Source organism: Streptomyces sp. MI02-7b (assembly GCF_033793585.1).
Taxonomy (GTDB): Bacteria; Actinomycetota; Actinomycetes; order Streptomycetales; family Streptomycetaceae; genus Actinacidiphila.
Map to the genome: position 1 here is coordinate 80,392 of NZ_JARAWX010000016.1, position 24,123 is coordinate 104,514.

A 24,123-nucleotide genomic window follows, 5' to 3' on the forward strand; every position below is an offset into this window, starting at 1 on the left:
TGTGGAATGGGTGTGAATCTTCGTGAAGAAGTGACGGGCAGGCGGTACCGGGCACCCCGGTGCCCGAGCGGAGCGACATGGCGCGGGACGACATCGAGGACACCAAGGCCACCGGGGAATCGGCCCCGGCCGGCCCCGTCGAGATCGGCGACCGGCGGGCCGTGCGCCTGGCCATCGGCGCGCTCGCCCTCGGCCTGCTGCTGGCCGCCCTGGACCAGACGATCGTGTCCACGGCGCTGCCCACCATCGTCAGCGACCTCGGCGGGCTGGACCATCTGTCCTGGGTGGTGACCGCCTACCTGCTGGCGTCGACCGCGGCGACCCCCTTGTGGGGCAAGCTCGGTGACATGTACGGCCGGAAGAAGCTCTTCCAGGCCGTCATCGTGATCTTCCTGATCGGCTCGGCGCTGTGCGGCCTGTCCCGCAGCATGGGCGAGCTGATCACCTTCCGCGCACTGCAGGGCCTGGGCGGCGGCGGCCTGATCGCGCTGTCGATGGCGATCGTCGGCGACATCGTCCCGCCCCGTGAACGCGGGCGCTACCAGGGCGTCTTCGGCGCGGTGTTCGGCGCCAGCAGCGTGCTCGGGCCGCTGCTCGGCGGGCTGTTCGTGGACACCCTCAGCTGGCGCTGGGTGTTCTACGTCAACCTGCCGATCGGCCTGGTCGCGCTCGCCGTGATCGCCACCGTGCTGCACATCCCGGTCCGCCGCACCTCGCACCGCATCGACTACTGGGGCATGGCGGTGGTGGCGGCCGCCGCGACCTGCCTGGTGCTGGTGACCTCGCTGGGCGGCACCACCTGGGCCTGGGACTCGTGGCGGATCATCGGGCTCGCCGTGCTCGGCGTGCTGCTCGTCGCGGTGTTCGTGGCTGTCGAGCGGCGGGCGCAGGAACCGGTGCTGCCGCCGCGGCTGTTCCGGATCCGCACCTTCTGGCTCTGCTCGGTGATCTCCTTCGTTGTCGGCTTCGCCATGTTCGGCGCGCTGACCTTCCTGCCGACCTTCCTCCAGGTCGTGCACGGCTACTCGCCGACCTGGTCCGGTGTGCACATGATCCCGATGGTGGTCGGCATGCTGGTGGCCTCCACGGGCTCCGGCCAGATCGTCTCGCGCACCGGGCACTACAAGGTCTTCCCGATCTGCGGGACCGCCGTCACCATCGTCGGGCTGTTCCTGCTGCACCGGCTCGACGAGTACACCGAGGTCTGGGTGCTGAGCACCTTCCTGCTGGTGTTCGGGCTGGGGCTGGGCCTGGTGATGCAGGTGCTGATCCTCGCCGTGCAGAACGCCGTCGGCTACGAGGACCTGGGCACCGCGACCTCGGGCGCGACCTTCTTCCGCTCCATCGGCGCGTCGTTCGGCGTCTCCATCTTCGGCACGATCTTCACCACCAGCCTGGCCCGCGGGATCACCGACGCGCTCTCCGGCCGTACGCTGCCGCCCGGCTTCGACCCCGCGGTCGTGCAGGCCGACCCGCGCGGGGTCTCCGCGCTCCCGGCCGACCTGCGCGGGCCGGTGCTGCACGCGTACTCCACCGCCATCACCGGTGTCTTCCTGTGGGCGGTGCCGGTGTGCGCGGTCGCCTTCGTGCTGGCCTGGTTCCTCAAGGAGGAGCCGCTGCGGCGGTCGGTCACCGTGCCCGACGCCAGCGAGACCATCGGCACCAATCCCGTGAGCCGTTCCTCGCTCGACGAGATCGCCCGCTGCCTGAGCGTTCTCGGCGGCCGCCAGGCCGGCCGCGACCTGTACATCCGCATCATCCGGCTGGCCGGGCTCGACCTGCACCCCGCCTCCGGCTGGCTGCTGCTCTACCTGGCCCGGGCCCGCAGCGCCGACCCCGCGGACCTGGCGCGCCAGACGACCGTCCCGGCGGAGGTCATCGACCGCGCCGCCCGCGAGGTCGAGGAGCGCGGGTACGCGGTGCGCGAGGGCGACCCGCTGGTCCTCACCGAACGGGGCCAGGAGGTCGCCGCGCTGCTGACGGAGGCCCGCCGCAAGCTCCTCGCCGACCTGCTCGGCGACTGGGACCCCGAACGCCACGAGGACCTGGCGGCCCTGCTCACCCGGCTGACCGGCGAGCTGTGCGGCCAGGACCAGGACCGCCCCGGGCACGGCCCGGACCGGGCCGCGTAGCTACCCGCCGTTCGCGAAGCCGGCCAGCGCGGCGAAGTCGCTCCCGCGCAGGCCGATCCGGGGATCGACGTGGTGCAGCAGCGCCGGCGCGGGGTGGTGGGCGGCCACGTACGCCGTGTCCGCCGGGCTCTGCTCGTCGTCCACCCAGGCGAACGGGCGTCCGGCGGCGTGCGCCACGAGCGTCGCCGTCTTCCAGTGCACGAGGTCCGGCCGGTGGGCGAACAGCACGTCGGTGAAGTCGACGTACGGCAGCCGGGGCAGCCCGAGGACCGGGCCGATCCAGGTGTTCGCCTCCGCCATCCACGTGGTCGCCCAGCACAGTTCGTAGCCGAGGGCGAGCAGCGCGGGGCCGTGCGCCGGGTTGAGCCACACCCGCAGCGGCCCCGTCGCCACGCCGACCGGGGGCACGCGCAGCGTCGTGTACCCGTCCGGCCGGCGGGTCGGCTTCGCCGCGTACGGGTTGAGCGGCCCGTCCACGTCCAGGTAGAGCAGCGGCCGGACCGACGACGCGCTCACCGGCTCACGCCCGCCCGGCGCCCTTCAGGCCTGCTTGGGGGCGGCCTGCTGGACGACCTCGAAGGACCACAGCGTCGAACCGGTCGCCGCGGGCTGCGGGCGGCCCTCGCCGCCGCCCTGGTGGGCCTCGCGCATGGAGCCGGACATCCAGTTCTTGAAGTCCTCCTCACTGCGCCAGCGCGTGTAGACCAGGTACTGGTCGGTGCCCTCCAGGGGGCGCAGGAGCTCGAACCACTCGAAGCCGTCGGAGTTCTCCACGGCGCCGGCGCGGGCGGCGAAGCGCTTCTCCAGGACCTCGCGCTGCTCCGCCGGGACGGTCAGGGCGTTGATCTTCACGATGCTCATGTCCCCATCGTGCCAGCCGGAATTCAGGTGCCGGGGCCGGGGCGGGCGTGTCAGGCTGCGCAGCGGTCGGTGAATCGTCCGTACGAAGGAGAGTGTCGTGTCCGAGACCGGTGCGCACGCCGTGTCGGCCCTGTTCCGCGACGGACGGCTGACCGTCGTCCCCCGTCGCGCGGCGCGCCGCGAGCAGGTGCTGCGGCACCTGGCCGAGACGTTGTTCCGGCCCGGCGTGGCCTATGACGAGAGGGAGGTCAACGAGGTGCTGCGCACGGTGCACGACGACTGTGCGGCCCTGCGGCGGTACCTCGTCGACGACGGCTGGCTGGAACGGTCGGCGGACGGCACGGCCTACCGCAGGATCCGCTAGGGCACGTCAGCGGGTCTGTTCGGCCTGCGGCCTGCGCCGCCCGGGCAAGCCGGCGAGCCAGACGCTGACGGCGATGATCCACAGGCCGGCCAGGCCCAGGCCGATGAAGCCGGCGAACGGGACGAACATCAGCACGCCGAGGACGAAGGCGATCCACCCCAGCCAGTGCGGCAGCGGCCCGGAGGACCGGGCCGTGCTGAGCCCGGCCGCCAGCAGCATCACGCCGACCCCGCCGAGGAACGGCATGAACAGGTCGCCGCTGAGCACGTTGAGCGCCTGCAGCGCGCCGCCGCCGACGATCTGCTCGCCCGCCGCCTCGATGAGGCAGAGGGTGAGCCCGGCGCTGATCCAGAAGCCGAGGGCCGCGAGCGCGCCCCCGACGAGGGCGACGTCGGGCAGCCAGCCGGAGCGGTCGGTCCTGGCCAGGGCGTGGCGCAGGCTCCCGGCGAAGAAGACCAGGAAGATCCCGGCGACCAGGAGCAGGTACAGGCCGATGCCCTGGGCGGTGTCGTGCTCGGTGTAGAAGAGCCGGACCGTGAAGCCGGAGCTGCCGACACGGGGTGTGGCGCCCTGGAGGGCGAAGGCGATGGCGGCGAGGATCACGGCCACGAGGCCGTTGAGGGGCCCGAGTCGCATCCGGGGCCTCCGTCCGTGCGTCCGTGCTGCTGCCGCCCCCGGCACCGGCGATGCCCGTAATGATGTTTGCACGGGTGCCAGGGGGCCGCCATCGGCGGACGGGGCCTCAGCGGGCCTCCGCCACCGCCGCCCGGTCGGGGGTGGCCGTGGCCTGGACGGGCAGGGAGACGGGCACGACGGAATGGGTGCGGCGCTCGCGCTGGAAGACGTAGGCCGCGATCGAGCCGGAGCCGATCAGGGCGACGGCGGAGGTGGCGGTGCCGAGCCAGCCGGCGCCGAGCCAGTGGCCGCCCGCGTAGCCGAGACCGACGCTGTACGCGGCCCACACCAGGCTGGCCAGCGCGGACCAGGGCAGGAACTCGCGGACCCTGCGGTGCGAGGCGCCGGCGGTGAGGCTGACCACGGAGCGGCCGGCCGGTGCGAAGCGGGCCAGCACGACGAGCGCGCCGCCGCCGCGGGCCAGGACCGCACCGAGGACCTCCTGGGCGGAGGACAGCCGGCGGGAGTTGGCGACCCGGTGGTCGAGCCAGTCCCCGCCGCGCCAGGCCAGCCGGTACGCTGCCAGGTCGCCGAGGGTCGAGGCGGTGGCGGCGCACAGCAGCAGGACGACCACGTCGAGGATGCCGCTGGCGCCTCCGGCGGTGGTGCCGGCCGTGGCGGCCGAGATGAGCAGGACGCCACTGGGCATCACAGGCACGAAGACGTCGAGCACGATGGACGCGGCGACCAGGGCGTAGATCCACGGTGAGTCGAACAGCGAGCCCGCTCCGGTCAGCACCGTGCCTCCTCTCCCCTCTGGTGCGCGGCGCCCTCCGGGGTGTGTGGCGGTCTCGCGCAGAAGCGGTTTTTCTGCGACCCGCCCTCAGCCGTACAGCCTACGCCAGAGACGCTCCGAGGATCCCCTCGGGGGCGCGTGACGTTTTCCTCATCATCGATGGCGAGGTTGGGGAATAGCACGCGAATTACCGGGGAGTCACCTGGATCACCCTGCGATCGCACCATTCCGCGCGCTCGCCGCGAGGCCGTGACCTCAGCCGATGCATCGCCGCCCGGCAGACCCCCGCCCATGGTCACGATTCGGCACACGTGAGCCGACGGAAGAACGGAAGCCCTCGGATCTACCCAAGTCGCTCATTCCGGATTCTCATCCATACGAGTGAGTGCAGGCCGCTCCGTCCCCTGGGTAGCTTCCGTGAGGACAGCGGCCGAGGGCAGGGGGGCTCCCACAGCGAACGTCGTTTCACGGTGAATTGATTGCATTAACCACGCATTTGAGCGCGTGGGCCACGAGGCCGCAAGGGAAGGACCATTCATGACGGTTGAGCCGGGTGTCGCGTCGGAGTCGGCGACAGAGAACGGCCAGTCTCAGCAGAGTCTGAGCACCGCTGCGGCGCGGAATTTGGCGACGACCACCAAATCCGCGCCGCAGATGCAGGGAATCACCTCGCGCTGGCTGCTGAAGGTACTGCCGTGGGTCCAGGCGGCGGGCGGCGCGTACCGGGTCAACCGGCGACTGAGCTACTCGGTGGGTGACGGGCGCGTCGACTTCGTCCAGACCGGCTCCCAGGTGCGGGTGATCCCCGCGGAGCTCGGCGAACTGCCCCTGCTGCGCGGATTCGACGACGGCGCCGTGCTCGCGGCGCTGGCCGGTCAGTTCGAGCAACGGGAGTTCGCGCCCGGGGAGGTGATCGTCTCCGCGGGGCAACCGGCCGACCACGTCTTCCTGGTCGCCCACGGAAAGATCAACAAGCTGGCGCCCACCAAATGGGACGGCCAGGGCGTGGTCGGCACCATCGCCGACGGCGACCACTTCGGCTCCGAGGGGCTGGCCGCCGCCGACGCCACCTGGGACTACACCGCCAAGGCCGCCACCACGGTGACCGCCCTCGCCCTGCCGCGCCAGGCCTTCCAGGCCCTGATGCAGCAGTCCGACGGACTGCGCGAGCACGTCGCCGGATTCGTCAGCGGCACCCAGCAGGCGCAGAACAAGTACGGCGAGAAGGCGATCGCCCTCGCCTCCGGCCACATCGGGGAGCACGAGCTGCCCGGCACCTTCGTGGACTACGAACTCTCGCCGCGCGAGTACGAGTTGAGCGTCGCCCAGACCGTGCTGCGGGTGCACAGCCGCGTCGCCGACCTGTACAACCAGCCCTACAACCAGGTCGAGCAGCAGTTGAAGCTCACCATCGAGGCGCTGCGCGAGCGCCAGGAGCACGAACTGATCAACAACCGCGAGTTCGGCCTCCTGAACAACGCCGACTACCGCCAGCGCATCACCACCCACGCCGGACCGCCCACCCCCGACGACCTCGACGAGCTGATCAGCCGCCGCCGCGGCGCCCAGTACCTGCTGGCCCACCCGCGGGCCATCGCCGCCATCGGCCGCGAGTTCAACAGCCGCGGCCTCGTGCCGCACACCGTCGACCTGCACGGCAACCACGTCCCCTCCTGGCGCGGCCTGCCGATCCTGCCGTGCAACAAGATCCCGATCACGAAGGAGAACACCACCTCGATCCTGGTGCTGCGCACCGGCGAGGACAACCAGGGCGTGATCGGCCTGCACCAGACGGGACTTCCGGACGAGTACGAGCCGGGCCTGTCCGTCCGCTTCATGGGCATCGACGAGAAGGCGATCATCTCCTACCTCGTCAGCGCCTACTACTCGGCGGCCGTCCTGGTCCCCGACGCCCTCGGCGTGCTGGAGAACGTCGAGATCGCCCGCCGCGGGGAGTAGCACGCCCCGGCCCGGCCGGCCCGGCCCGACCCGCGTCCGGGGACCGCGCGACCGCGGCCCCCGGGAGCGGCGGCGCGTGCTCGCGGCGGACGGCGGCCCCACGCGGCCCACCGTCCGCCGCGAGCACGGCCGTTGACCCCCGCGCCAAGCGGGGGGTTTGCCCCACCCCGCATCCGGTGGGCGGCCTGATTCCGGCTCCGCGGCGCTCTCCGTACCGTCCTTGACATGACGGACACGACGAACGGCAAGCGCATTCTCAGGACCCTGACCGCCGCCGCCGGTGCGGTGGCCCTCGCCATGACGGTCTCCGCCTGCGCGGACTCCTCCGACGACACCCGGCCCGAAAAGCGCGACTTCGCGCTGGACGGCACCCGGCTGACCATCGACGCCGCGGACAGCTCGGTCGTGGTCAGGCCCGCCGACGTCCACGACGTCGAGGTCACCCGCTGGTTCGACGGCTGGTCCGTGCTCGGCGACACCCCGAAGGCCACCTGGTCGATGGACGGCCACACCCTGAAGTTCCGGGTCGCCTGCCAGGGCGTGATGCAGGACTGCTCCGCCCGGCACGAGGTGCTGGTGCCGCGCGGTGTGACCGTGACGGTGACCAACGGGGACGGCCGCGTGGAGGCCAGCGGCTTCACCACCCCGCTCACGCTCACCACCAAGGACGGCTCGGTCCGGGTCAGCGACGTGACCGGCCCCCTGGAGCTGTCCAGCGGCGACGGCCGGATCGAGGCGACGGGCCTGGGCTCGCGCCGGGTCACCGCGCACACCTCGGACGGCTCGCTGACGCTGGCGTTCGTGCGGGCCCCCGACAGCGTCGAGGCCCGCAGCGGTGACGGTTCCGTGCGGGTAACCCTGCCCAAGCAGGGTTACAAGGTGAGCGCGAGCTCCGGCGACGGGCATGTGCGCGTCGCCGTGCCGCGCGACGACCGCAGCCCGCGCACCGTCACGGTCCGCACGTCCGACGGATCGGTGAACGTCGTCGAGGCGGACGCCGGCTGACGCAACCGACCGGCCCGTGTATTCGTCCCTGCCGGGTGGGAGACTGGAGCGGACAACCACCGGCGGCGGACCTGCGGGAGAGGGCGACTGTGACGACGGCACGCTCGTGGTGGCGGCGCGGGGACAATCTGCGCGCCGACGCCCAGGCCGCGAAGGACGCCGCCGCGCAGGCTTTCTACGAACTGGACACGGCCCAGCGCGACCTCGTGATCTCCATAGAGACGGTCACCGCGGTGGACGACACCCCGGCGGCGCGCCGCGCCGTCGCGGACTTCCGGGCGCTGGGCGAGCGCATCGACCAGGTCAGCGCCGGCTACATCGCCGCCGTCGACGCCTACGACCTCGACCATGACGAGCTGGACGCCTCGACCGCGGCCCGTGCGCGCACCGAGCTGACCCGCGCCAAGGACGAGCTGACCCGCGCCAGGACCGACCTGGACACCTTCGCCCGGAACCTGACGCCCCTGCTGGAGAAGGCCGAGACCCAGCTCGCCCGGCTCGCCCCCGCGGTCGAGCGCGCCCGGCAGGCCCTGCTGGCCGCCTCCAACGCCCTTGACGCGGTACGCGCGTCAGGGCTGCGCGCGGACGACCTGGCCGCCCGGCTCGCCGCACTCGGCCCGGAGCTGACCAAGCTCAACCAGGGCGCCGGCCGGCACGGCGTCCAGGAGACCATCCGCCGCGCCGACGAGGTCCTGCGCACGGCGGAGGGGATCCGCGCCGAGGCCGAACGCCTCCCCGAGCGGGCCCGCGAGATCGACAAGCGCCTTGTCTCGCTGCGCACCCGTACGCAGGCGCTGGCCACCCGCAGCGAGGGCGTCACACCGGTCCTCAGTGAGCTGCGGCGGCGGTTCTCCATGGCCTGCTGGGAGGACCTCCAGCAGGTCCCGCAGCGGGCCGCCGAGGCGGTCGGGCGCGCCGAGCAGAAACTGGTGGAGGCCGGCAAGGCCCGCGAGGAACAGCGCTGGCCGGACGCCACGGCGCTCCTGGCGACCGTACGGGCGCAGCTCGACGACGCCGACGGCGCCGTCTCCGCGGCCGGGGACCGGCTGCGCCGGCTCAACGAGGTCAGCAAGGACCCCCAGGGCGAGATCGACCGCACCCGCTTCGCCCTGCGCGACGCCCAGCGCCTGGCCATGCAGGGACGCTCGACCCCGGAGCCGCGGCACGCGCGCCCGCTCGACGACGCCGTCGGCCGCCTCGACCGCGCGGTCGCCGGGCTGGAGGGCCGCCACCCCGACTGGTGGCACTTCCTCCAGGAAATGGCGGCCGTGCGCGATGCCGCCGCCCATGTCGTCACGGCGATCCGCGAAGACCGCGCGGGCGGCCGGGGCTAGACCCGAGCCACCGGCCCTGGCCGGCGGCGACCACACGTGTGCCGGTCGGGAAACGGTGGTGCGACGCGGCCCGCGGGGGTGATCCGCGCGCTGCACCTGTGCGTGAGGGGGTTCCTGCACGCCGGCGTCGGTGATGTAGAGGGTGGTTCCGCGCACCGCGGTGGCGGTGGGCGGGGTGTGCCGTCGTCCGCCCGCCCACGGGGGTGGCCTTCCCGCCGTGACTCGTCGGGCCGGGAGGCGCCGGGGCAACGGGCGCAGTGCCCGCGGATCGTCGCCCGCACCGCGGTGACGTGGACGAACGGAGCACGTCACCGGCGTGCCTGCCGCAGTTTGAGTGGCTATCAGACTACTTGCAGGTACAAATAGTCCAATGTTCTACTTGATTGACCCAGCAAGCATTGGGCTGAGGACGCACCTTGCCCACCTTCGGGGGCGTGACCTCCAGTGGCGATCCCACTGCGAGTCCGCGGGCGCCGAGCACAGCGAACCGGCGACCTCTTGCCCACCACGTCGGGGAGACCATCTGACGCGCCCTCGCGCGCGGCTCCCCCCTCGCCCCCGGTCCGCCGGCGCACCCTCTCCGGCGCCGCGTCCCCTCACTGACCAGAACCCAGAACAGGATGAACACCTTCATGTCATCGACCAGCAGGCGGACCGTTCTCGGTATGGCCGGGGCCACGGCCGCAGCCGTGGCCGTGGCCGGCACGGGAGTCCTCGGTGCCACCGGCGCCTTCCAGAGCAGGGCGGAGGCGGCCGACGCGCTGGAGGGCGTCAACGAGCCGACGTTCACCACGCTGAAGCCGTTCCGCGACCCGCTCCGCGTGCCGCCGACGCTGCGCGCGAAGGGCCACCGGATCACGGAGATCGACCTGGTCGAATCGCAGGTACGGCTGCACTCCCAGATGCCGCGCACGCGGATGTGGACCTACGCGGGCCATTTCCCCGGCCCGACCGTCGAGGTGCGCGGCGGGGACCAGGTCCGCGTCGCCTGGAACAACAAGCTCAGAGGCACGACACCGGTCAAGGCCGTGTGGGTGCAGCCCGAGGGCCCCGGGCCCGGCCTGCTCCCGTACAACCGCCCCGGTTCCCTGGGGAGCACCCCGCGTCCCGAGGTCGACCGGCTCACCGCCTGGACCACCGTCCATGTGCACGGCGGTCACCAGAACGCCCTCAATGACGGGGCCGCCGAGTACGGAGTCGCCTCCGGCAGTTCCCAGTTGGCCGAGTACGCCAACGACCAGGCGGCGACGCACCTCTTCTACCACGACCACGCCATGGCGGTGACCTCGCTCAACGTCACGGCAGGTCTCATCGGCAACTACATCGTGCGCGACGCTGAGGAGGACCGGCTCGGCCTGCCCCGCGGCAAGCACGAGATCCCCCTCACGATCCAGGACGCCAACTTCGACACGGACGCCCAGGGCCGGCTCAACGGGCAGATCCTCGCCAAGCGCATCGTGGGCGGCGGCGCGATGCCCATGCCGGGCTCGATACCGCCGTCGCTGGCCTCGCTCGCCCCGTTCACCATGGTCAACGGAGTCGTGTGGCCCCACCTGGACGTCGAGGCCCGCGCCTACCGCCTCCGGCTGGTGAACGTCTCCGGTGCCCGCATCTACCGCCTGGTCGTCGTCGACGAGGAGACCGGCAAGCCCGTCCGCGGCGTCATGAAGCTCATCGGTACCGACTTGGGCCTGCTCGGCAAGCCGCAGACCATCGACGAGGCCCTGTCCCTGTCACCCGCGGAACGCGCGGACGTCGTCATCGACTTCGCCGCCCACCCCGGCAGGAAACTCACGCTCGTCAACACCGTCGAGGGCCAGACGCCCGGCGCCGCCCTGCCGGACTTCATGATCCCCTACCCCGAGGTCATGCAGTTCCGTGTAGAGAAGCAGCGCCACGCGCCGCTCCGGATGCCGACAACGTTGTCAGCCTCGTTCCGGAGGCTCGGCCCCGCCGACGTACCCAAGGACGCCACCGAGCGCTTCGTCATTCTCGGCTTCGACAGGACCGGCGCCATGCCGCAGATCTGGGAGATGCAGGAGGTACCCGCCGGCACGGCGCCGGGCTCCGGCATCGTCACCGTCGACATGCCCGGCGGTACGCGGACACTGCGCCGCACCGGCACCATGTTCGAGGACACGACCACGTTCTTCGCGGCCTCCGGAACCTGGGAGAAGTGGCACTTCATCAGCGCCGCGCCGGCCGGCGTTCCCATCTACCACCCGATGCACATCCACCTGATGAACTTCCAGGTGATCGACCGCCGGAGCATCGACACCTCCGGGATGGACTTCGCCTCGGCGCAGACCAGGCGGCCCCTGACCGTGGGCGGGCCCGTGCCGGTCGCACCGGAGGAGTCCGGCTGGAAGGACACCATCACGGTCAACGCCAACACCCTCGTCACGGTCGCCGGGCGACTGGCGAACCAGACCGGCAAGGTGATGTACCACTGCCACCTCCTCGACCACGAGGACGAGGGCATGATGCGCCCCTTCGTGATCATGCCGTCGGCCGTGCACGACATCCACCACATGATCATGGCCATGAACGGGGGAACGGAGCACGACATGAAGGGCATGAAGATGTAGCCCGGCACCAGCGGAGGGAGACCCCGGGGCGGTACCGCGTCGAGCGGAGCCGCCCCGGGCTCCGGAAGCCCTCGCCGTCCCCCACATGCGCACGTTTCGCCGGGTACCTACGCTTTTGTTGTGGATCGGATGACCGAGGCACGGAGGTGGACCTGATGGCGACGGTGCTGTTCATCGTGAGTGGTGCGACGTACTGGGTGCTCAAGGACGGGACCAGGTACGCGACCGGGTACTGGGCCGAAGAGTTCGCCGTGCCGTACAAGAAGGTCACGGAAGCCGGTCACGCGGTGGTCGTGGCGACGCCGGGCGGTGTCGTACCGAACGTCGACATGATGAGCCTGCGCCCCTCCATGGCGGGCGGCGAGGACGGCGCCCTGGAACTCGAGGCGATCATCCGTTCCGCGGAGGTGATGCGGCGGCCGCTGGCGCTGTCGAACGTCCGCCTGGAGGACTACGACGCGGTGTACCTGCCGGGCGGCCACGGCCCCATGGCGGACCTCGCGTGGGACGCCGACGTCGGCCGGCTGCTGACGGCGCAACTCGCCTCGGGCAAACCGCTCTTCATCGTGTGCCACGCGCCCGCCTCGATACTGGCCACCCGCATCCATGGCGAATCGCCCTTCAAGGGCTACCGGGTCACCGGCTTCACCAACGAGGAGGAGGAGGGGGTCGGCCTGGCCCCCCGGGCGCCGTGGCTGCTGGAGACGGAGCTGAAGGAGAAGGTCGGCGTCGAGTTCAGCCGGGGCCCGATCTGGGAGCCGTACATGGTCGAGGACCGCAATCTGGTGACCGGCCAGAATCCGCACTCCGCCGGGGTCCTGGCGGACCGGCTGCTGGAAGTCCTCAAGTGAGGGTCGGCGGTGCCGCGCCTCTCGCGTGAGCTTTCCCCGCCCGCCCTCCCGTGTGCCCTGTGAAGTCTGGGCGCCCCGACGCGCGTGCGGGGTGGGCCGGGGTCGGGGCCTCCGGGGCCGGCCATTCTGGACAGCACATTTCGGTGCCTCGGGTACCTGCTCATCTCGTCCCGGGTTGTGCACCCAAATATGCTCCACAGTCCAGAACGCCCACCCCTACGACCCCGCCCCCTCCGTTTCGTATCGCGCCTGATCCCCGGTGGGGGGTAGAAGCGGCACCGTGCTCGGGCCACCGTTGGCGCGGCGCCGTCCAAGGGCGCAGCCGTCACCGCCCACACACCGGGGGGATTCAGGCAACTGCGGTCACCCGGACCGCTTCATCCCCCACCGGGGATCAGGCGCGGACACAACGGAGGGGGCGGGGGAGGTGGGGGCACCCCCGGCCGGAGGCTGGGGGAGGGTGGATGTTCTGGACGCTGCGGGATATTTGTGCGCAGGGACGGGATGAGCAGGTGCGGGAAAGGCGCGTAAATATCCCAGTCAGGACGTGCAGCCCCGGCGGCACCGCACCCGGCCCCCACGACACGCGCGCCGGGGTGCGTGACTTCACGGGAGGGCGGGCGGGGAAGAGGCCCAGGCGGCCAGCGCAGCGCGGATCTCGCCGACCGGATCGCCCTCGTGGTAAACCCGCTCGCTCCGCTCGATGTTGTCCAGGAACTCCTGGTAGCGCACGGCGCACAGCAGATGCGCCAGCGGTGCGCCGACGGCGAGCGCACGGCGCGGATCGGATCCGGGCACCAGGTGCGACCAGGCCTGGACCCAGGCGTCGGCCGCGTGCTCCCAGCTGCGGTCGTCCAGGAAGTCGCGCGGCCGCAGGCCGTCGAGCACCGGGTGGCCGAAGTGGCTGTCGGCGAAGTCCACCATCACGATGCGCCGTCCGTCGCTGCGCCAGTTCCCCGGATGGAAGTCGCCGTGCACGACGGTGTGCGGGAGCCCGCAGGCGTCGAGTTCGGCGATCAACGCGGGCAGCCGCGCCGTCAGCCGGCGTGCCCCGGCGGCCTCCCGCGCGGTGAGGTCGCGGCCGGCCTCGCCGTCGAGCAGCCGGTCGAGCAGGCCCGGCAGGGTGGCCGGTGTGCGGTCCCGCAGGCCCGGCGGAGGCGTCGGGAAGGCGATGGCGGCCTGGGCGGCCGCCAGGCGCCGCACGGCGGCGCTCGCGACGTCCGGGTCGGCCCCGTAGCAGTCCTTGCCGTCCACGTGGCCGAGCAGCACCCGCCGCCGCGGCGTGTCGGCCGCCACCACGTCCGGTACGAACTCCCGGTCCCCGGCGGCGAAGAGGCGGATGACGGTGGCCTCGCAGGCGTTGAAGCGGGGGCTGGTCGTCTTCAGCCACACCGTGCGGCCGTCCTGCGGCGCCATGCGGAACAGCCCGGACAGGTTCCACGTCCTGACCTGCTCGGCCGTGCCGCCGCCCAGCTCGCCGAACGCCCACGTCAGGGCATCCCACAGGCCGGTCGTCGTCGCCCAGTCGGCGCGCAGGTCCGCGGGTGCCAGGAGGCCGTCGGTGCCCGGCCCGGCCGTGTCCTCGCGGAGCGCGCCCTCGCGGGGCCTGCGCAGTGCCTCCGCGTGGTAGGTCACCGCCCCGTCGCGGCCGCCCTCGCCGCCGTGGACGCGTAGCAGCCGGAGCACGACCACCGGCACGCCCAGCAGCGCCTCCAGATGCGCCACGACCTCCGTGACGTCGGACCACCACGGCCGTACGACGGGGAAGGGACCGGTCGTCCCGAGCCGATCCCCGTCGTACGTCACCACGACGTCGACCGTGCGCCCTGTTTCCTGCTGTTCCGTCACGCGGGCAGTGTCCCGCCCGGGAGCCGTGCCCGCGAGCGGTTATCGGGCGCCGCCGCGGTGCGTCAGCCGCAGCACCCGCCGCCGCAGCAACCCCCGCCGCCGGACGGGCCGGTGGCGGCGCCCGCGGCGGAGGCGGTGCCGCCGACCGCGACGGCCGACAGCAGCTTGACGGTGTCGTCGTGCCCGGACGGGCACTGCGCCGGGGAGGAGGACTCGGCCATGGGCCGGTTCAGCTCGAAGGTGGTGCCGCAGGACCGGCAGCGGTATTCGTATCGGGGCATGTGCACAGGTTAGCCAGGGTTCAGCGCTTGCGCGCCAGGGTCAGCCCGTCGGCGACCGTCAGGAGCAGGGCCTCGACGCGGGCGTCGGCCGCGACGTGGTCGTTGAACCGCCGGATGGCCGCCGCGGCGCCGCCCGCGGCGGGGTCGGCCACGAGGCCGTGGAACAGGGTGTTGTCGGCCGCGAGGACCGCGCCCGGTCGCATGCGGGGCAGCAGTTCCTCCCAGTAGGCGACGTAGCTCTCCTTGTCGGCGTCCAGGTAGACGAGGTCGATCGCGGGCTCCTGGGGCAGCGCCCGGAGGGTGTCGAGCGCGGGCGCGATCCGCAGGTCGATGCGGTCGTCCACCCCCGCCTTGGCCCACGCCTCGCGGGCGACGGCGGTCCATTCCTCGGAGACGTCGCAGGCGAGCAGGCGTCCCCCGGCGGGCAGGGCCTGCGCCATGGAGAGCGCGGAGAAGCCGGTGAAGGTGCCGACCTCGACGATGTTCCGGGCGCCCAGCAGCCGGACCAGGAAGGCCAGCAGCGGTCCCTGCTCCTGTGCGGACTGCATCCCCGCCGCGTCGCCGAAGCGGGCGTGCGTGATCTCGACCAGCTCGCGCTGGACGGGGTCCAGGGGCGGGTTGTGGTCCAGTACGTAGGCGTAGAGCTCGGGGGTGAGCGGGGGATTCTTGGTCTCGGTCACGGCTGCTCCTTAAGGTGGCGGGCATGTACGTGGATGACGCCGTCGCCTTGGTGCCCAGCATGCCAGGAAGGCGGGTGCTGCTGGGCGTCGCCGGAGCTCCCGCCGCGGGCAAGTCGACCCTGGCCAGGTCGCTGGTGGAGGGGGTGAACGCGCGGCTCGGCGCGGACACGGCCGTGCACGTCCCGATGGACGGCTTCCACCTGGCCAACGCCCAGCTGGACCGGCTGGGGCTGCGCGGGCGCAAGGGGGCACCGGAGACCTTCGACGTGGACGGCTACGTCCATCTGCTGCGGCGGCTGCGCGCGGCGCAGGGCCGCACGGTCTACGCGCCGGACTTCGACCGGGCGCTGGACGAGCCGGTGGCCGCGGGCATCGCGGTGCCGGACGGCGCCCGGCTGGTGGTGACCGAGGGGAACTACCTCGCCGACGACGGCCCCGGCTGGCACGAGGTGCGGGACCTGCTGGACGAGCTGTGGTTCCTGGAGACCGACCAAGCGGTGCGCGAGGAGCGGCTGCTCCTACGGCATGTGACGGGAGGGCGCACCGAGCCCGAGGCACGCGCCTTCATCGAGGCCAGCGAGCGGCCGAACGCGCTGCGCGTCGAGTCGACGCGCAGCGCGGCCACCCGTGTGCTGCGGATCAGCGACGGGACACGCTGAGCATCCGGCGCAGGATCTCCTCGCCCGCCGCCGCGCCCGCCAGGGTGAGCGCGTCGATGTGCGGGGCGGTCCAGCCGGAGTCGGCGAGTTCGCCGTGGCCCGGGCGCCAGCCGGTGTGCGCGGCGAGCAGCAGGTCCGCGTCCAGGAGGGAGTCGCCGGCGGCCAGGACGTGCTCGGCGCCGGTGCGCCGGACGACCTCGGCCAGGGCGGCGGACTTGGTGAGCGGCCGGGGCACGGCGTAGATCTTGCGGCCCTGCAGCGACACCGTCCAGCCCCGCTCCTCGGCCCACTCGGCGAGCTCCTTCACCCAGTTCTCGGGCAGCGCGGACCGCTCGACGACGAGGTAGACGAACAGGTCCTCGGCGACGCGCTCCTTGCGCAGCCAGGACTCGTCGGAGGTGCGCGCCATGTAGGCCCGCACCTCGTCGAGCGGCGCGCACCCCTCCGCGAGGCGGCGGCGCATCTCGGCGTTCCAGTCGTGGTCGGTGTGGCCCTTGACGAGGATGTGCCCGCCGTTGGCGCAGATCGCGTAACGCGGCACGGGACCGGGCAGGTTGATCCGCCGGTACTGCTTGCGGGTGCGTGTGGTCGCGGGGACGAACTCGGCGACCGCGGCGAGCTTCTGGAGCAGGCCGGCCGCGGTCTCGGTCATGAAGGACAGCGGCCGTCCCTCGTGGACCTCCACGCACAGCAGGCGTGGCGCGTCCTCGTCGGGCACGGTCAGGGTGAGCGCCGACGGGGAGTAGACGAGGGTGCGGTCGAGGTCGCTCGCGACGAGCGTGCGCTGGTCCGGACGCTGCTTCACAGGGCCGTCACGGCCTTTCCGTTGGTACCGGTCGCGCCCCGGGTGAAGCGCGGGTGGATCAGCCCGACGCACGAGTACGGCAGGTCGTCCACCTCCTCCACCGGGACGCCCCGCTGCTCGGCGAGCAGCCGGATGTGGGCCAGGTCCGCGCCTGCCCCGCGGCGGGCGAGCACCCGCCAGGGCACACGCCGCAGCAGGACCCGGGTGGTCTCGCCGACGCCGGGCTTGACCAGGTTGACGTCCCCGATGCCGTACTCCTCGCTGATCCGCTCCACGGCCTTCCAGCCCTCCCAGGTGGGCGTGCGGTCGGCGGCCCGGAGCTCCTTGAGATCACCGGCCACGTCCTCGGCCACGTCGTCGAAGCGGGCGGCGACCGCGTCGAGGAAGAGCGTGGAGACGTCCGAGCCGGCCAGCTCGCGGTAGAACTTCGCGCCGTGGAAGTCGTCCGGGCCGATCAGGTCGGAGCGCAGCACGGTGCGCGAGATCAGGCCGGAGACCGTGGAGTTGAGGCACGCGGACGGGATGAGGAAGTCGTCCCGGGTGCCGTAGGTGCGCACGCAGGACCCCGGGTCGGCGAGCACCGCGATCTCCGGGTCGAAGTCCCCGTAGGGGGCGACGGCCTCGGCCAGTTCACGGGTGATCGCGCCCTTGCCGGTCCAGCCGTCCACGAAGACCACCCGGGCCGGGTCGTGGTGCTCGGCCAGCCAGCGCAGCGCGGTGGTGTCGATGCCGCGGCCGCGCACGATGGAGACCGCGTAGTGCGGCAGGTCCAGGCCGTGGGCGTGCCGGGCCCAGCGCCGCATCAGCACGCCGACGGGCGTGCCCGCGCGGGCCAGCGACACCAGCACCGCGTCGGGGCCGCGCTCGGCGAGCACCAGGTCGGTGACGGCGCCGACGGCGCGGGCGATCCGGTCCGCGGACTCCTCCAGGGCGGCCCGGAACAGCTCCTGGTACTCCGCGCTCGGCTGGTACTCCTCGGGCAGCGACTCCGCGTAGTGCGCGCCCCCGCTCTGGATGGCCTCCTCCCGCTCCTCGGTCGGGGCCTCCAGCTCCACGTCCGACAGGTCCTTCAGCAACCAGCCGACCTCTTCGGGGGCGTAGGAGGAGAACGCGGGGCCGCGCAGCGGCTCCGGCAGCCCCGGGGAGGTGCGGGGTTCGTACGAAGGCACCACGGCGAGCAGCAGCCTTTCTGTGTGTGCGGCGAGCCGCGCGAGCAGCCCGTCCGGGGCGTGCAGCGCGGGAGTGTCCCCCGCGCTGTCCACGACCGCGACGATCGTGTCGAAGCCGGCGCCGGCGACGTTGTACGCGTAGCGCTCGCCGGGGCCGTCGGCGGGCGCGTCGTGGTCGGGGAAGACGATCCGGGTACGGATCGCGTACCCGGGGTCGTCGACCGCGAGCACGGGCGAGCGTGTGGTGGTGGAGAAGCGGACCTCCGCGTCCGGCAGGCCGTCCTGGAGGGCCTGTGCGAGGCGCAGCGGGGCGTACATCAGCTCCTCGTTGCCCAGCACCAGGATCCGGCCGCCGGCCGCCGTGCCCGTCGCCCGTGCCGCCAGAGCGGCGGCCATCGCCGGGAGGGCCGCCTCCAGGCGGGCGCGGTGCGCGGGCGTGAAGCCGTGCCGGCCGCCGTCGGGGACGCCGGCCGGCCAGTCCAGGGCTACGCGTTCCGGCAGCGGGCGGGCGCCGTCCGGCGCCGGGTGCGGGGCGGGGGCGTCCGCGTCGTGCTCGGCGACCAGTGCCCGGCCCCGCTCCAGCACGTCCTCGGGGAGGTCGACCCCGCCCGAGGCGAGGGCGACGAGGTCGACGGAGGCGCCCAGCTCGGCGGCGACGGCGGTGAGGCGTTCCCGGTCGGCGGGCGAGCGCATGTCGACCAGGGCCACCACCACGTACCGGTCCCGCGGGTGGCGCGCGTGCAGATCGCGGACGGTGTTGAGCACCGTGCGCCCGGTGGAGAACTCGTCGTCGACCAGGACCAGCGGTCCGTCCCCGGCCAGCAGCGCGGGGTCCTCGGGCAGCAGGAGGTGGGAGGTGGCGTGGCTGTGCTCCTCCTCGAAGCCGCCGACCGGCCTCACGCCGGGCACCGGGCGCCGGGTGGAGTGCAGGTAGGGGGCGGTGCCGAGGCCGTCGGCGACGGCGTGGCCGAGGCCGGTCGCGGTCTCCGCGTAGCCGAGCACGACCGCGCGCGCCGCCGCGTCGGCGCCAAGCAGGTCGCGCACGCGCAGGCCGAGCCCGTGCCCGGCCGCGTAGACGGCCCCGGGCCGCTGGGGGACGTGCTTGCCCAGCACGTTGGACACCAGCAGGTGCGCGCGCTTGGGGTTGCGCCGCAGGGCGAGGCCCAGCAGATCGCTCAGACCCTCGCCGCGCAGGGCGACGCCGAGGCGGTCGGCGACCCACTGCCCGGACCAGACGGGCTCTGCTGCCATGGGGACGGCCCTTTCCCGGTGGGTGCCGGTCATGACGGCACGCACGCGGCGAGGAGCTCCACGAAACTGGTCTCCTCCCGCGCCACGCCGAAGACCTCGGCACGCCGCACGGTGCGCTCGGCCCAGGCGCGGTGCGGCTTCACCTCGTTCATCTTGTTGGTGTAGGCCGATCGCAGGACGCCGCCGCCGCTGCGGTCCTCGTGGAGGATGTCCGCGGCGTCGGTCCACTCCTCGTGGGAGACGACGTTCAGCGCGTGCACGGGCTGCACGTGCGAGGGGTGGATGCAGGTCTTGCCCTGCAGTCCGTTGGTGCGGTCGAGCTCGATCTCGCGGAGCAGGCCGTCCATGTCGCGCTGGATGAGGGCGTCGCGCAGGTCGACGGCCTCGGGCAGGAAGGGGCTCTGCCGCAGCAGCGGCTTGAACATGCGCTCGGAGTGCCGGAAGTACTCCCACACCGGGCCGGTGATCGTGAAGCCGGTGCCGTCGGCGCGGCCGAGCACGTTGACGACGTCGGCGATGACGGAGGCCACGATGCGGACGTCGTAGGCGGTCATGTCCGGCGAGCGGCGCAGTCCGTAGGCGGAGCAGAAGTCGGTGACGCCCAGGCGCAGCGCGAGAACGCGTTCGCGGTACTTGTCGACGGTCCGCGATATCCCGTGCAGCGTCTCGGTGCGCGACTCCAGGTGCAGCAGCTGCGGCGACTCCAGGACCGGCATCGCGAACAGGCGGCGGCCGCACATGCCCTCGGCGGCGGCGAGCGCCTCCAGGAAGGGGACGCCGGTCTCCTCGGTGAACTTGGGGAGCACGAACCCGGACAGCAGGCGCACGGTCTCGCCCAGGCGCCGCACCAGGTCGGTGATCTGCTCCGGGGTGCGGACGCGGATGAAGAGCAGGGGCGGGTCGGCGTCCCCGATGCGGGCGGCCAGCGCGCCGAACTGGAGGACCAGGTTCTCCTCGCCCGCGGCGACCTCGCGGTCGTCTATCGAGTCCTCCAGGCACAGCACCATCGAGACGACGCCGCGGGCGGACTGCTTGAGTATGTCCTCGGCCAGGCCCGGACGGGTCGCCGGACTGTAGAGCGTGGCCCCCAGGGCGACGGCGAGCGTGGCGGCCGGCGAGTCGGCGGTGAACTCGCCGGGCTCGCGGTGGAAGAGTTCGTTCCGTACGTCCGGCGCGAGGTGCGCGAAGTGGCGCATACGTTCCCCCGTGGCAGGTGGTGGGTGGTGGGGCGGGAAGCGTCCCCCGACGCCGTGGCCGATTATCGTACGTGTGGGCTCACCCGGGTCGTTCCCGTCACGCATGAAAATCAGGTAACCCCCTCGCGTCGGCAGGATGTCGGCCGGTCCGTGGCGGGCGGGTCCCGTTGTGCCCCGCGTTGTGACCGCGGCCCCCGGGAGGGCAGGATGACGGGCATGACGCAGGCGATGGTGAAGGGCTCGAACATCCCCGTGCCGGCTTCGGGCGTACGGGCGGTACTGCGCTGGAGCCCGGGCGCGGGAATACCGGACGTCGACGCGTCGGCGCTGCTGGTCGGGACGGACGGGCGGGTGCGCTCGGACGAGGACTTCGTCTTCTACAACCAGCCCCGGCACCCGGCGGGCGTGGCGCGGCACCTGCCCAAGCGCAGCGAGCCGGCCGGTCTGACCGACGCGGTGGAGGTGGACCTGTCCGCGCTCGACGCGAGCGTCGAGCGGGTGGTGATCGCGGCCTCCTCCGACGGCGGTCCCTTCGCGCTCGTCTCGGACCTGCGGGTCCTGCTGTACGACGTCTCCGCCGCGGCCGGCTCCGAGGGCGAGCCGCTGGCGTACTTCGACGTCGTGCCGGACACCGGTGACGAGTCGGCGCTGATCTGCGGGGAGCTGTACCGGCGCTCCGGCGCGTGGAAGTTCCGCGCGCTGGGGCAGGGGTACGTGTCCGGCCTCGAGGGTCTGGCCACCGAGTTCGGGATCGCCGTGGACGAGGGCGACCTCGTCGAGGCGCCGCCGCAGCAGCCGCGGCCGGACGGCGAGGTGACCTCGCTGCCCCAGCCGGTGCCGCCCACGGTCCCGGTGACCGCCGAACCGGAGGCCTACACCCTGCAGGCCCCGGCCCCGGCCACACAGCCCGCTCAGCCCGCCTACGGCTACCCGCAGCAGCCCCAGCCGACCCTGCCGGCCCCCGCCTACGGCTACCCGCAGCAGCCGACCGCACCGGCGCCGGCCTACGGCTACCCGCCGCAGCAGCCGGCCGCCACCGCGGCCGCGCCCGGCCCCGCCTACGGGTATCCCCAGCCGCAGCAGGGCGTCACGCTGCCCCCGCAGGGCCCGCAGTTCCAGGAGCGCCGCTGACCGCGGGCCGCGGCCGGACGGGCCGGCGTCACACCTTGCTCTTGTAGCCGCGGCCCCACTGCAGCCCCCAGCCGTACAGCCGGTCGAGTTCGGCCTGGAAGCCGTAGACGTACTTGACCTCGCGCCGCACGGTCAGGTCGCCCTTCTTGTTCTCGATGAGCACCACGGCGCAGGACCGGGCCTGCGGCTCACGCTCGTTGAGCGGGATCTCGATGCGCGGCCCGGAGCTGGGGAAGATCTCGACTTTGGCGTGGGTGCGGTCGAAGGCCGGGGTGCCGTCGTAGATGTAGACGAAGACGAGCATGCGCTTGAGCTCGTCGCGCTTGTCGAGGTTGATGTAGAGCGTCTCGCCCGAGGAGCCGCCGAAGCGGTCGTCCCCGCTCATCTGGATGTACGGGGGGGCGTCCAGGTCGCCGAGGAAGTTGCCGAGCGGCTGGACGACGCCCTTGGTGCCGTCGGCGAGTTCGTACATGCAGGCCAGGTCGAGGTCGACGTTGACCATGGCGGGACCGGCCGCCTGCACCGGCTCGGGCCGGAACAGGTGCATCTGGCGGTTCAGCCAGGAGCCGCCGCGCTGGTTCCAGCCGCCGGTGTCGGAGGTGCGCATCTGCCAGGACAGGTTGATCCGCAGATTGCCGACGGCCGCGCCCTGCTTGGTGAGCGAGACGACCTGGTGGCGCCGCGTGAGCTCGATGGTGTGCGCGTTCGCCAGGTCGAACTGCACGTTGAAGCCGCCGCTGGGCCGCAGAAAGTTCCACATGTGGGCTCCGCCCCTCCCCTGACGTGCCGCCGCCCTCCGCCCGGCGGGCGGAGGGCGGCGGCCCTGACCGGTCGTGCGCCGGGGCTCAGACCCCGCTCGTCACTTCCGTCTTGTCGTTGTCGTCCCGCTGCTCGGAGCTTTCCCCGAGGCGGCGGTTTCGCACCACCGACGACCAGTAGGAGGCGCCGATCAGGACAACGCCGACGAGGCCGGTGATGACCTCGTTGATCTCGTACTTGATCGTGACCAGGAGGATGACGGCCAGGGCGCCGATGGCGTAGTGCGCGCCGTGCTCCAGGTAGACGTAGTCGTCCAGAGTGCCCTTGCGGACCAGGTAGACCGTCAGCGACCGGATGTACATCGCACCGATGCCGAGGCCCAGCGCGATGATGAAGATGTCGTTGGAGATCGCGAACGCGCCGATGACACCGTCGAAGGAGAACGACGCGTCGATGACCTCGAGGTAGAGGAAGAGGAAGAAGGCCGCCTTGCCGGCCAGGCCCACGGCGCTGGAGCCGCTGCCGCTCGGCTTGCCGCCGCCGGCCACCTCCTCCAGCTCCTGGTCCGCCTCGTCCGCCTCTTCGTCCAGGCGGTCCTCGAAGTAGCTGGAGATGCCGCCGACGATGAGGTAGGTGATCAGACCGCCGATGCCGGCCAGCAGCACGGTGGAGGTCTTGTCGCCGCCGCCGTGGGCCACGTCGGTGGCCACGGTGGTGGCGGCGATCAGCAGCGCGACCAGGGCGACGACCACCGAGAGCATGTCCAGCTTGCCCAGCTTGGACAGCGGGCGCTCCAGCCAGGACAGCCAGGTGTGCTCGCGGCTCTCGAAGATGAAGTCAAGGAAGATCATCAGCAGGAACATCCCGCCGAACGCGGCGATCGCCGGGTGCGCGGAGGTCACCAGGTGCTCGTACTTGTCCGCGTTGTTGATCGCCAGGTCGATCGCCTCGATCGGGCCGATCTTGGCCGTGATCGACACGATGAGGATCGGGAAGACCAGCCGCATGCCGAAGACGGCGATCAGAATGCCGATCGTCAGGAAGATGCGCTGCCAGAAGGCGTTCATCTTCCGCAGGATTCCGGCGTTGATCACCGCGTTGTCGAAGGAGAGCGAGATTTCCAGCACCGAGAGGATCGCGACGAGCGCTAGGCCCTTCGCACCCCACAGGAAGCCGGCGAGGGCCAAGCCGATGGCGGTGACGCCGAGCGACCAGCCGAAAGTTCGGAGGAGCACTGGATTTCCAATCCCTTTACGAAACGTTGACCCCGAAGTCTAGGGCGATGCCCCGCAGACCTGACGCGTACCCCTGGCCAACGGCCCGGAACTTCCATTCCCCGCCGTAGCGGTAGAGCTCGCCGAAGATCATGGCGGTTTCGCTGGACGCGTCCTCCGACAGGTCGTACCGGGCCAGTTCGCTCTGGTCGAGCTGGTTGACCACCCGGATATAGGCGTTGCTGACCTGGCCGAAGGTCTGGCCGCGGGCGTCCGCCTCGTAGATGGAGACCGGAAAGACGATCTTGTCGACCCGCTCGGGCACCGTCATCAGATCGACGATCAGGATCTCGTCGTCGCCGTCGCCGTCACCGGTGAGGTTGTCCCCGGTGTGCTCGACCGAGCCCTCCGGGGACTTGAGGTTGTTGTAGAAGACGAAGTACTCGTCGCCGAGGACCCGCCCCGAGGCGCACAGCAGGGCGCTCGCGTCCAGGTCGAAGGGCGCTCCGGTCGTGGAGCGCGCGTCCCAGCCGAGTCCGATCATCACCTGCGTGAGGTTCGGTGCGGCCTTGGAAAGGGAGACATTGCCTCCCTTGGCGAGCGTCACGCCCATGCTGTTCTCCTC

Annotated in this window: 22 protein-coding genes; 9 read left to right on the forward strand and 13 right to left on the reverse strand. The window is 72.2% G+C overall.

Annotation, left to right across the window (positions count from 1 at the left end):
• Window positions 1-77: 77 nt before the first annotated feature.
• Window positions 78-2,132, forward strand: coding sequence for an MFS transporter (locus PV364_RS25260; RefSeq protein ID WP_319662703.1), 2,055 nt, complete (start codon window positions 78-80; stop codon window positions 2,130-2,132).
• Here PV364_RS25260 and PV364_RS25265 read toward each other — a convergent pair whose 3' ends face one another.
• Complete coding sequence (locus tag PV364_RS25265; protein WP_319662572.1) at window positions 2,133-2,648, reverse strand: hypothetical protein; 516 nt, start codon at window positions 2,646-2,648, stop codon at window positions 2,133-2,135.
• Between the two features lie 24 nt (window positions 2,649-2,672).
• Window positions 2,673-2,993 (reverse strand): antibiotic biosynthesis monooxygenase family protein, encoded by a 321-nt coding sequence (locus tag PV364_RS25270; protein WP_319662573.1) that lies wholly within the window; start codon window positions 2,991-2,993, stop codon window positions 2,673-2,675.
• A 97-nt stretch (window positions 2,994-3,090) separates the two neighbouring features.
• Here PV364_RS25270 and PV364_RS25275 point away from each other — a divergent pair, with 97 nt between their 5' ends.
• Complete coding sequence (locus PV364_RS25275) at window positions 3,091-3,357, forward strand: DUF2087 domain-containing protein (RefSeq protein WP_319662574.1); 267 nt, start codon at window positions 3,091-3,093, stop codon at window positions 3,355-3,357.
• 6 nt (window positions 3,358-3,363) lie between these two features.
• On the opposite strand, the gene PV364_RS25280 is transcribed toward PV364_RS25275, so the two are convergent.
• The gene (locus PV364_RS25280; RefSeq protein WP_319662575.1) at window positions 3,364-3,993 is read right to left on the reverse strand and encodes a hypothetical protein; all 630 of its coding nucleotides are present in this window, start codon (window positions 3,991-3,993) and stop codon (window positions 3,364-3,366) included.
• Window positions 3,994-4,099: 106 nt separating this feature from the next.
• Window positions 4,100-4,771: a DedA family protein gene (locus PV364_RS25285; protein WP_319662576.1), complete on the reverse strand. Its 672-nt coding sequence runs from the start codon at window positions 4,769-4,771 to the stop codon at window positions 4,100-4,102.
• 534 nt (window positions 4,772-5,305) lie between these two features.
• Here PV364_RS25285 and PV364_RS25290 point away from each other — a divergent pair.
• The 5 genes from PV364_RS25290 (at window position 5,306) to PV364_RS25310 (ending at window position 12,505) form a co-directional block, all read left to right on the forward strand.
• Window positions 5,306-6,727 carry a family 2B encapsulin nanocompartment shell protein gene (locus PV364_RS25290; RefSeq protein WP_319662577.1) on the forward strand — a complete coding sequence of 474 codons (1,422 nt, stop codon included), beginning with the start codon at window positions 5,306-5,308 and terminating at the stop codon, window positions 6,725-6,727.
• Between the two features lie 225 nt (window positions 6,728-6,952).
• Complete coding sequence (locus tag PV364_RS25295; protein WP_319662578.1) at window positions 6,953-7,732, forward strand: DUF4097 family beta strand repeat-containing protein; 780 nt, start codon at window positions 6,953-6,955, stop codon at window positions 7,730-7,732.
• Between the two features lie 89 nt (window positions 7,733-7,821).
• Entirely contained in the window at window positions 7,822-9,066 is a 1,245-nt protein-coding gene (locus PV364_RS25300; protein WP_319662579.1) for a hypothetical protein, read from the forward strand.
• Window positions 9,067-9,731: 665 nt separating this feature from the next.
• Window positions 9,732-11,654, forward strand: a complete 1,923-nt coding sequence (locus PV364_RS25305; protein ID WP_319662580.1) for a multicopper oxidase family protein — start codon at window positions 9,732-9,734, stop codon at window positions 11,652-11,654.
• Between the two features lie 155 nt (window positions 11,655-11,809).
• Window positions 11,810-12,505 carry a type 1 glutamine amidotransferase domain-containing protein gene (locus tag PV364_RS25310; RefSeq protein WP_319662582.1) on the forward strand — a complete coding sequence of 232 codons (696 nt, stop codon included), beginning with the start codon at window positions 11,810-11,812 and terminating at the stop codon, window positions 12,503-12,505.
• 606 nt (window positions 12,506-13,111) lie between these two features.
• Here the strand turns inward: PV364_RS25310 and PV364_RS25315 are convergent.
• The 3 genes from PV364_RS25315 to PV364_RS25325 form a co-directional block, all read right to left on the reverse strand.
• Window positions 13,112-14,353, reverse strand: a complete 1,242-nt coding sequence (locus tag PV364_RS25315; protein WP_319662583.1) for an aminoglycoside phosphotransferase family protein — start codon at window positions 14,351-14,353, stop codon at window positions 13,112-13,114.
• A 62-nt stretch (window positions 14,354-14,415) separates the two neighbouring features.
• The gene (locus tag PV364_RS25320) at window positions 14,416-14,634 is read right to left on the reverse strand and encodes an FmdB family zinc ribbon protein (RefSeq protein WP_319662584.1); all 219 of its coding nucleotides are present in this window, start codon (window positions 14,632-14,634) and stop codon (window positions 14,416-14,418) included.
• Window positions 14,635-14,654: 20 nt separating this feature from the next.
• Window positions 14,655-15,314 carry an O-methyltransferase gene (locus PV364_RS25325; protein ID WP_319662585.1) on the reverse strand — a complete coding sequence of 220 codons (660 nt, stop codon included), beginning with the start codon at window positions 15,312-15,314 and terminating at the stop codon, window positions 14,655-14,657.
• Between the two features lie 23 nt (window positions 15,315-15,337).
• Between PV364_RS25325 and PV364_RS25330 the strand changes: the two genes are divergently transcribed.
• Window positions 15,338-15,973 carry a nucleoside/nucleotide kinase family protein gene (locus PV364_RS25330; protein WP_319662586.1) on the forward strand — a complete coding sequence of 212 codons (636 nt, stop codon included), beginning with the start codon at window positions 15,338-15,340 and terminating at the stop codon, window positions 15,971-15,973.
• Here PV364_RS25330 and PV364_RS25335 read toward each other — a convergent pair.
• Genes PV364_RS25335 through PV364_RS25345 form a run of 3 tightly spaced genes read right to left on the reverse strand, consistent with a single transcriptional unit; the run spans window position 15,954 to window position 20,394 of the window.
• Entirely contained in the window at window positions 15,954-16,778 is an 825-nt protein-coding gene (locus PV364_RS25335) for an HAD family hydrolase (protein WP_319662587.1), read from the reverse strand. The genes PV364_RS25330 and PV364_RS25335 overlap by 20 nt on opposite strands.
• Entirely contained in the window at window positions 16,775-19,198 is a 2,424-nt protein-coding gene (locus tag PV364_RS25340; RefSeq protein WP_319662588.1) for a phosphoribosyltransferase, read from the reverse strand. The genes PV364_RS25335 and PV364_RS25340 overlap by 4 nt, the downstream gene beginning before the upstream one ends.
• 29 nt (window positions 19,199-19,227) lie before the next feature.
• Window positions 19,228-20,394 (reverse strand): HpcH/HpaI aldolase/citrate lyase family protein, encoded by a 1,167-nt coding sequence (locus tag PV364_RS25345; RefSeq protein WP_319662589.1) that lies wholly within the window; start codon window positions 20,392-20,394, stop codon window positions 19,228-19,230.
• Window positions 20,395-20,610: 216 nt separating this feature from the next.
• On the opposite strand from PV364_RS25345, the gene PV364_RS25350 reads away from it, so the two are divergent.
• Window positions 20,611-21,525: a TerD family protein gene (locus PV364_RS25350; RefSeq protein ID WP_319662590.1), complete on the forward strand. Its 915-nt coding sequence runs from the start codon at window positions 20,611-20,613 to the stop codon at window positions 21,523-21,525.
• 28 nt (window positions 21,526-21,553) lie between these two features.
• Here PV364_RS25350 and PV364_RS25355 read toward each other — a convergent pair whose 3' ends face one another.
• The 3 genes from PV364_RS25355 to PV364_RS25365 all read right to left on the reverse strand — a co-directional run bounded on the left by PV364_RS25355 (window position 21,554) and on the right by PV364_RS25365 (window position 24,111).
• Window positions 21,554-22,285 carry a TerD family protein gene (locus PV364_RS25355; RefSeq protein ID WP_319662591.1) on the reverse strand — a complete coding sequence of 244 codons (732 nt, stop codon included), beginning with the start codon at window positions 22,283-22,285 and terminating at the stop codon, window positions 21,554-21,556.
• An 85-nt stretch (window positions 22,286-22,370) separates the two neighbouring features.
• Entirely contained in the window at window positions 22,371-23,519 is a 1,149-nt protein-coding gene (locus tag PV364_RS25360) for a DUF475 domain-containing protein (RefSeq protein WP_319662592.1), read from the reverse strand.
• Window positions 23,520-23,535: 16 nt separating this feature from the next.
• Window positions 23,536-24,111 (reverse strand): TerD family protein, encoded by a 576-nt coding sequence (locus PV364_RS25365; RefSeq protein WP_319662593.1) that lies wholly within the window; start codon window positions 24,109-24,111, stop codon window positions 23,536-23,538.
• Window positions 24,112-24,123: the final 12 nt, after the last annotated feature.

What these genes read in the sequence shown, in the direction of transcription:
- PV364_RS25260 (WP_319662703.1), top strand. Translation starts at nt 78, where the DNA reads ATGGCGCGGGACGACATCGAGGACACCAAGGCCACCGGGGAATCGGCC.
- PV364_RS25270 (WP_319662573.1), bottom strand. Translation starts at nt 2,993, where the DNA reads ATGAGCATCGTGAAGATCAACGCCCTGACCGTCCCGGCGGAGCAGCGC.
- PV364_RS25280 (WP_319662575.1), bottom strand. Translation starts at nt 3,993, where the DNA reads ATGCGACTCGGGCCCCTCAACGGCCTCGTGGCCGTGATCCTCGCCGCC.
- PV364_RS25290 (WP_319662577.1), top strand. Translation starts at nt 5,306, where the DNA reads ATGACGGTTGAGCCGGGTGTCGCGTCGGAGTCGGCGACAGAGAACGGC.
- PV364_RS25295 (WP_319662578.1), top strand. Translation starts at nt 6,953, where the DNA reads ATGACGGACACGACGAACGGCAAGCGCATTCTCAGGACCCTGACCGCC.
- PV364_RS25305 (WP_319662580.1), top strand. Translation starts at nt 9,732, where the DNA reads ATGGCCGGGGCCACGGCCGCAGCCGTGGCCGTGGCCGGCACGGGAGTC.
- PV364_RS25310 (WP_319662582.1), top strand. Translation starts at nt 11,810, where the DNA reads ATGGCGACGGTGCTGTTCATCGTGAGTGGTGCGACGTACTGGGTGCTC.
- PV364_RS25320 (WP_319662584.1), bottom strand. Translation starts at nt 14,634, where the DNA reads ATGCCCCGATACGAATACCGCTGCCGGTCCTGCGGCACCACCTTCGAG.
- PV364_RS25330 (WP_319662586.1), top strand. Translation starts at nt 15,338, where the DNA reads ATGTACGTGGATGACGCCGTCGCCTTGGTGCCCAGCATGCCAGGAAGG.
- PV364_RS25340 (WP_319662588.1), bottom strand. Translation starts at nt 19,198, where the DNA reads ATGGCAGCAGAGCCCGTCTGGTCCGGGCAGTGGGTCGCCGACCGCCTC.
- PV364_RS25345 (WP_319662589.1), bottom strand. Translation starts at nt 20,394, where the DNA reads ATGCGCCACTTCGCGCACCTCGCGCCGGACGTACGGAACGAACTCTTC.
- PV364_RS25350 (WP_319662590.1), top strand. Translation starts at nt 20,611, where the DNA reads ATGACGCAGGCGATGGTGAAGGGCTCGAACATCCCCGTGCCGGCTTCG.
- PV364_RS25355 (WP_319662591.1), bottom strand. Translation starts at nt 22,285, where the DNA reads ATGTGGAACTTTCTGCGGCCCAGCGGCGGCTTCAACGTGCAGTTCGAC.
- PV364_RS25365 (WP_319662593.1), bottom strand. Translation starts at nt 24,111, where the DNA reads ATGGGCGTGACGCTCGCCAAGGGAGGCAATGTCTCCCTTTCCAAGGCC.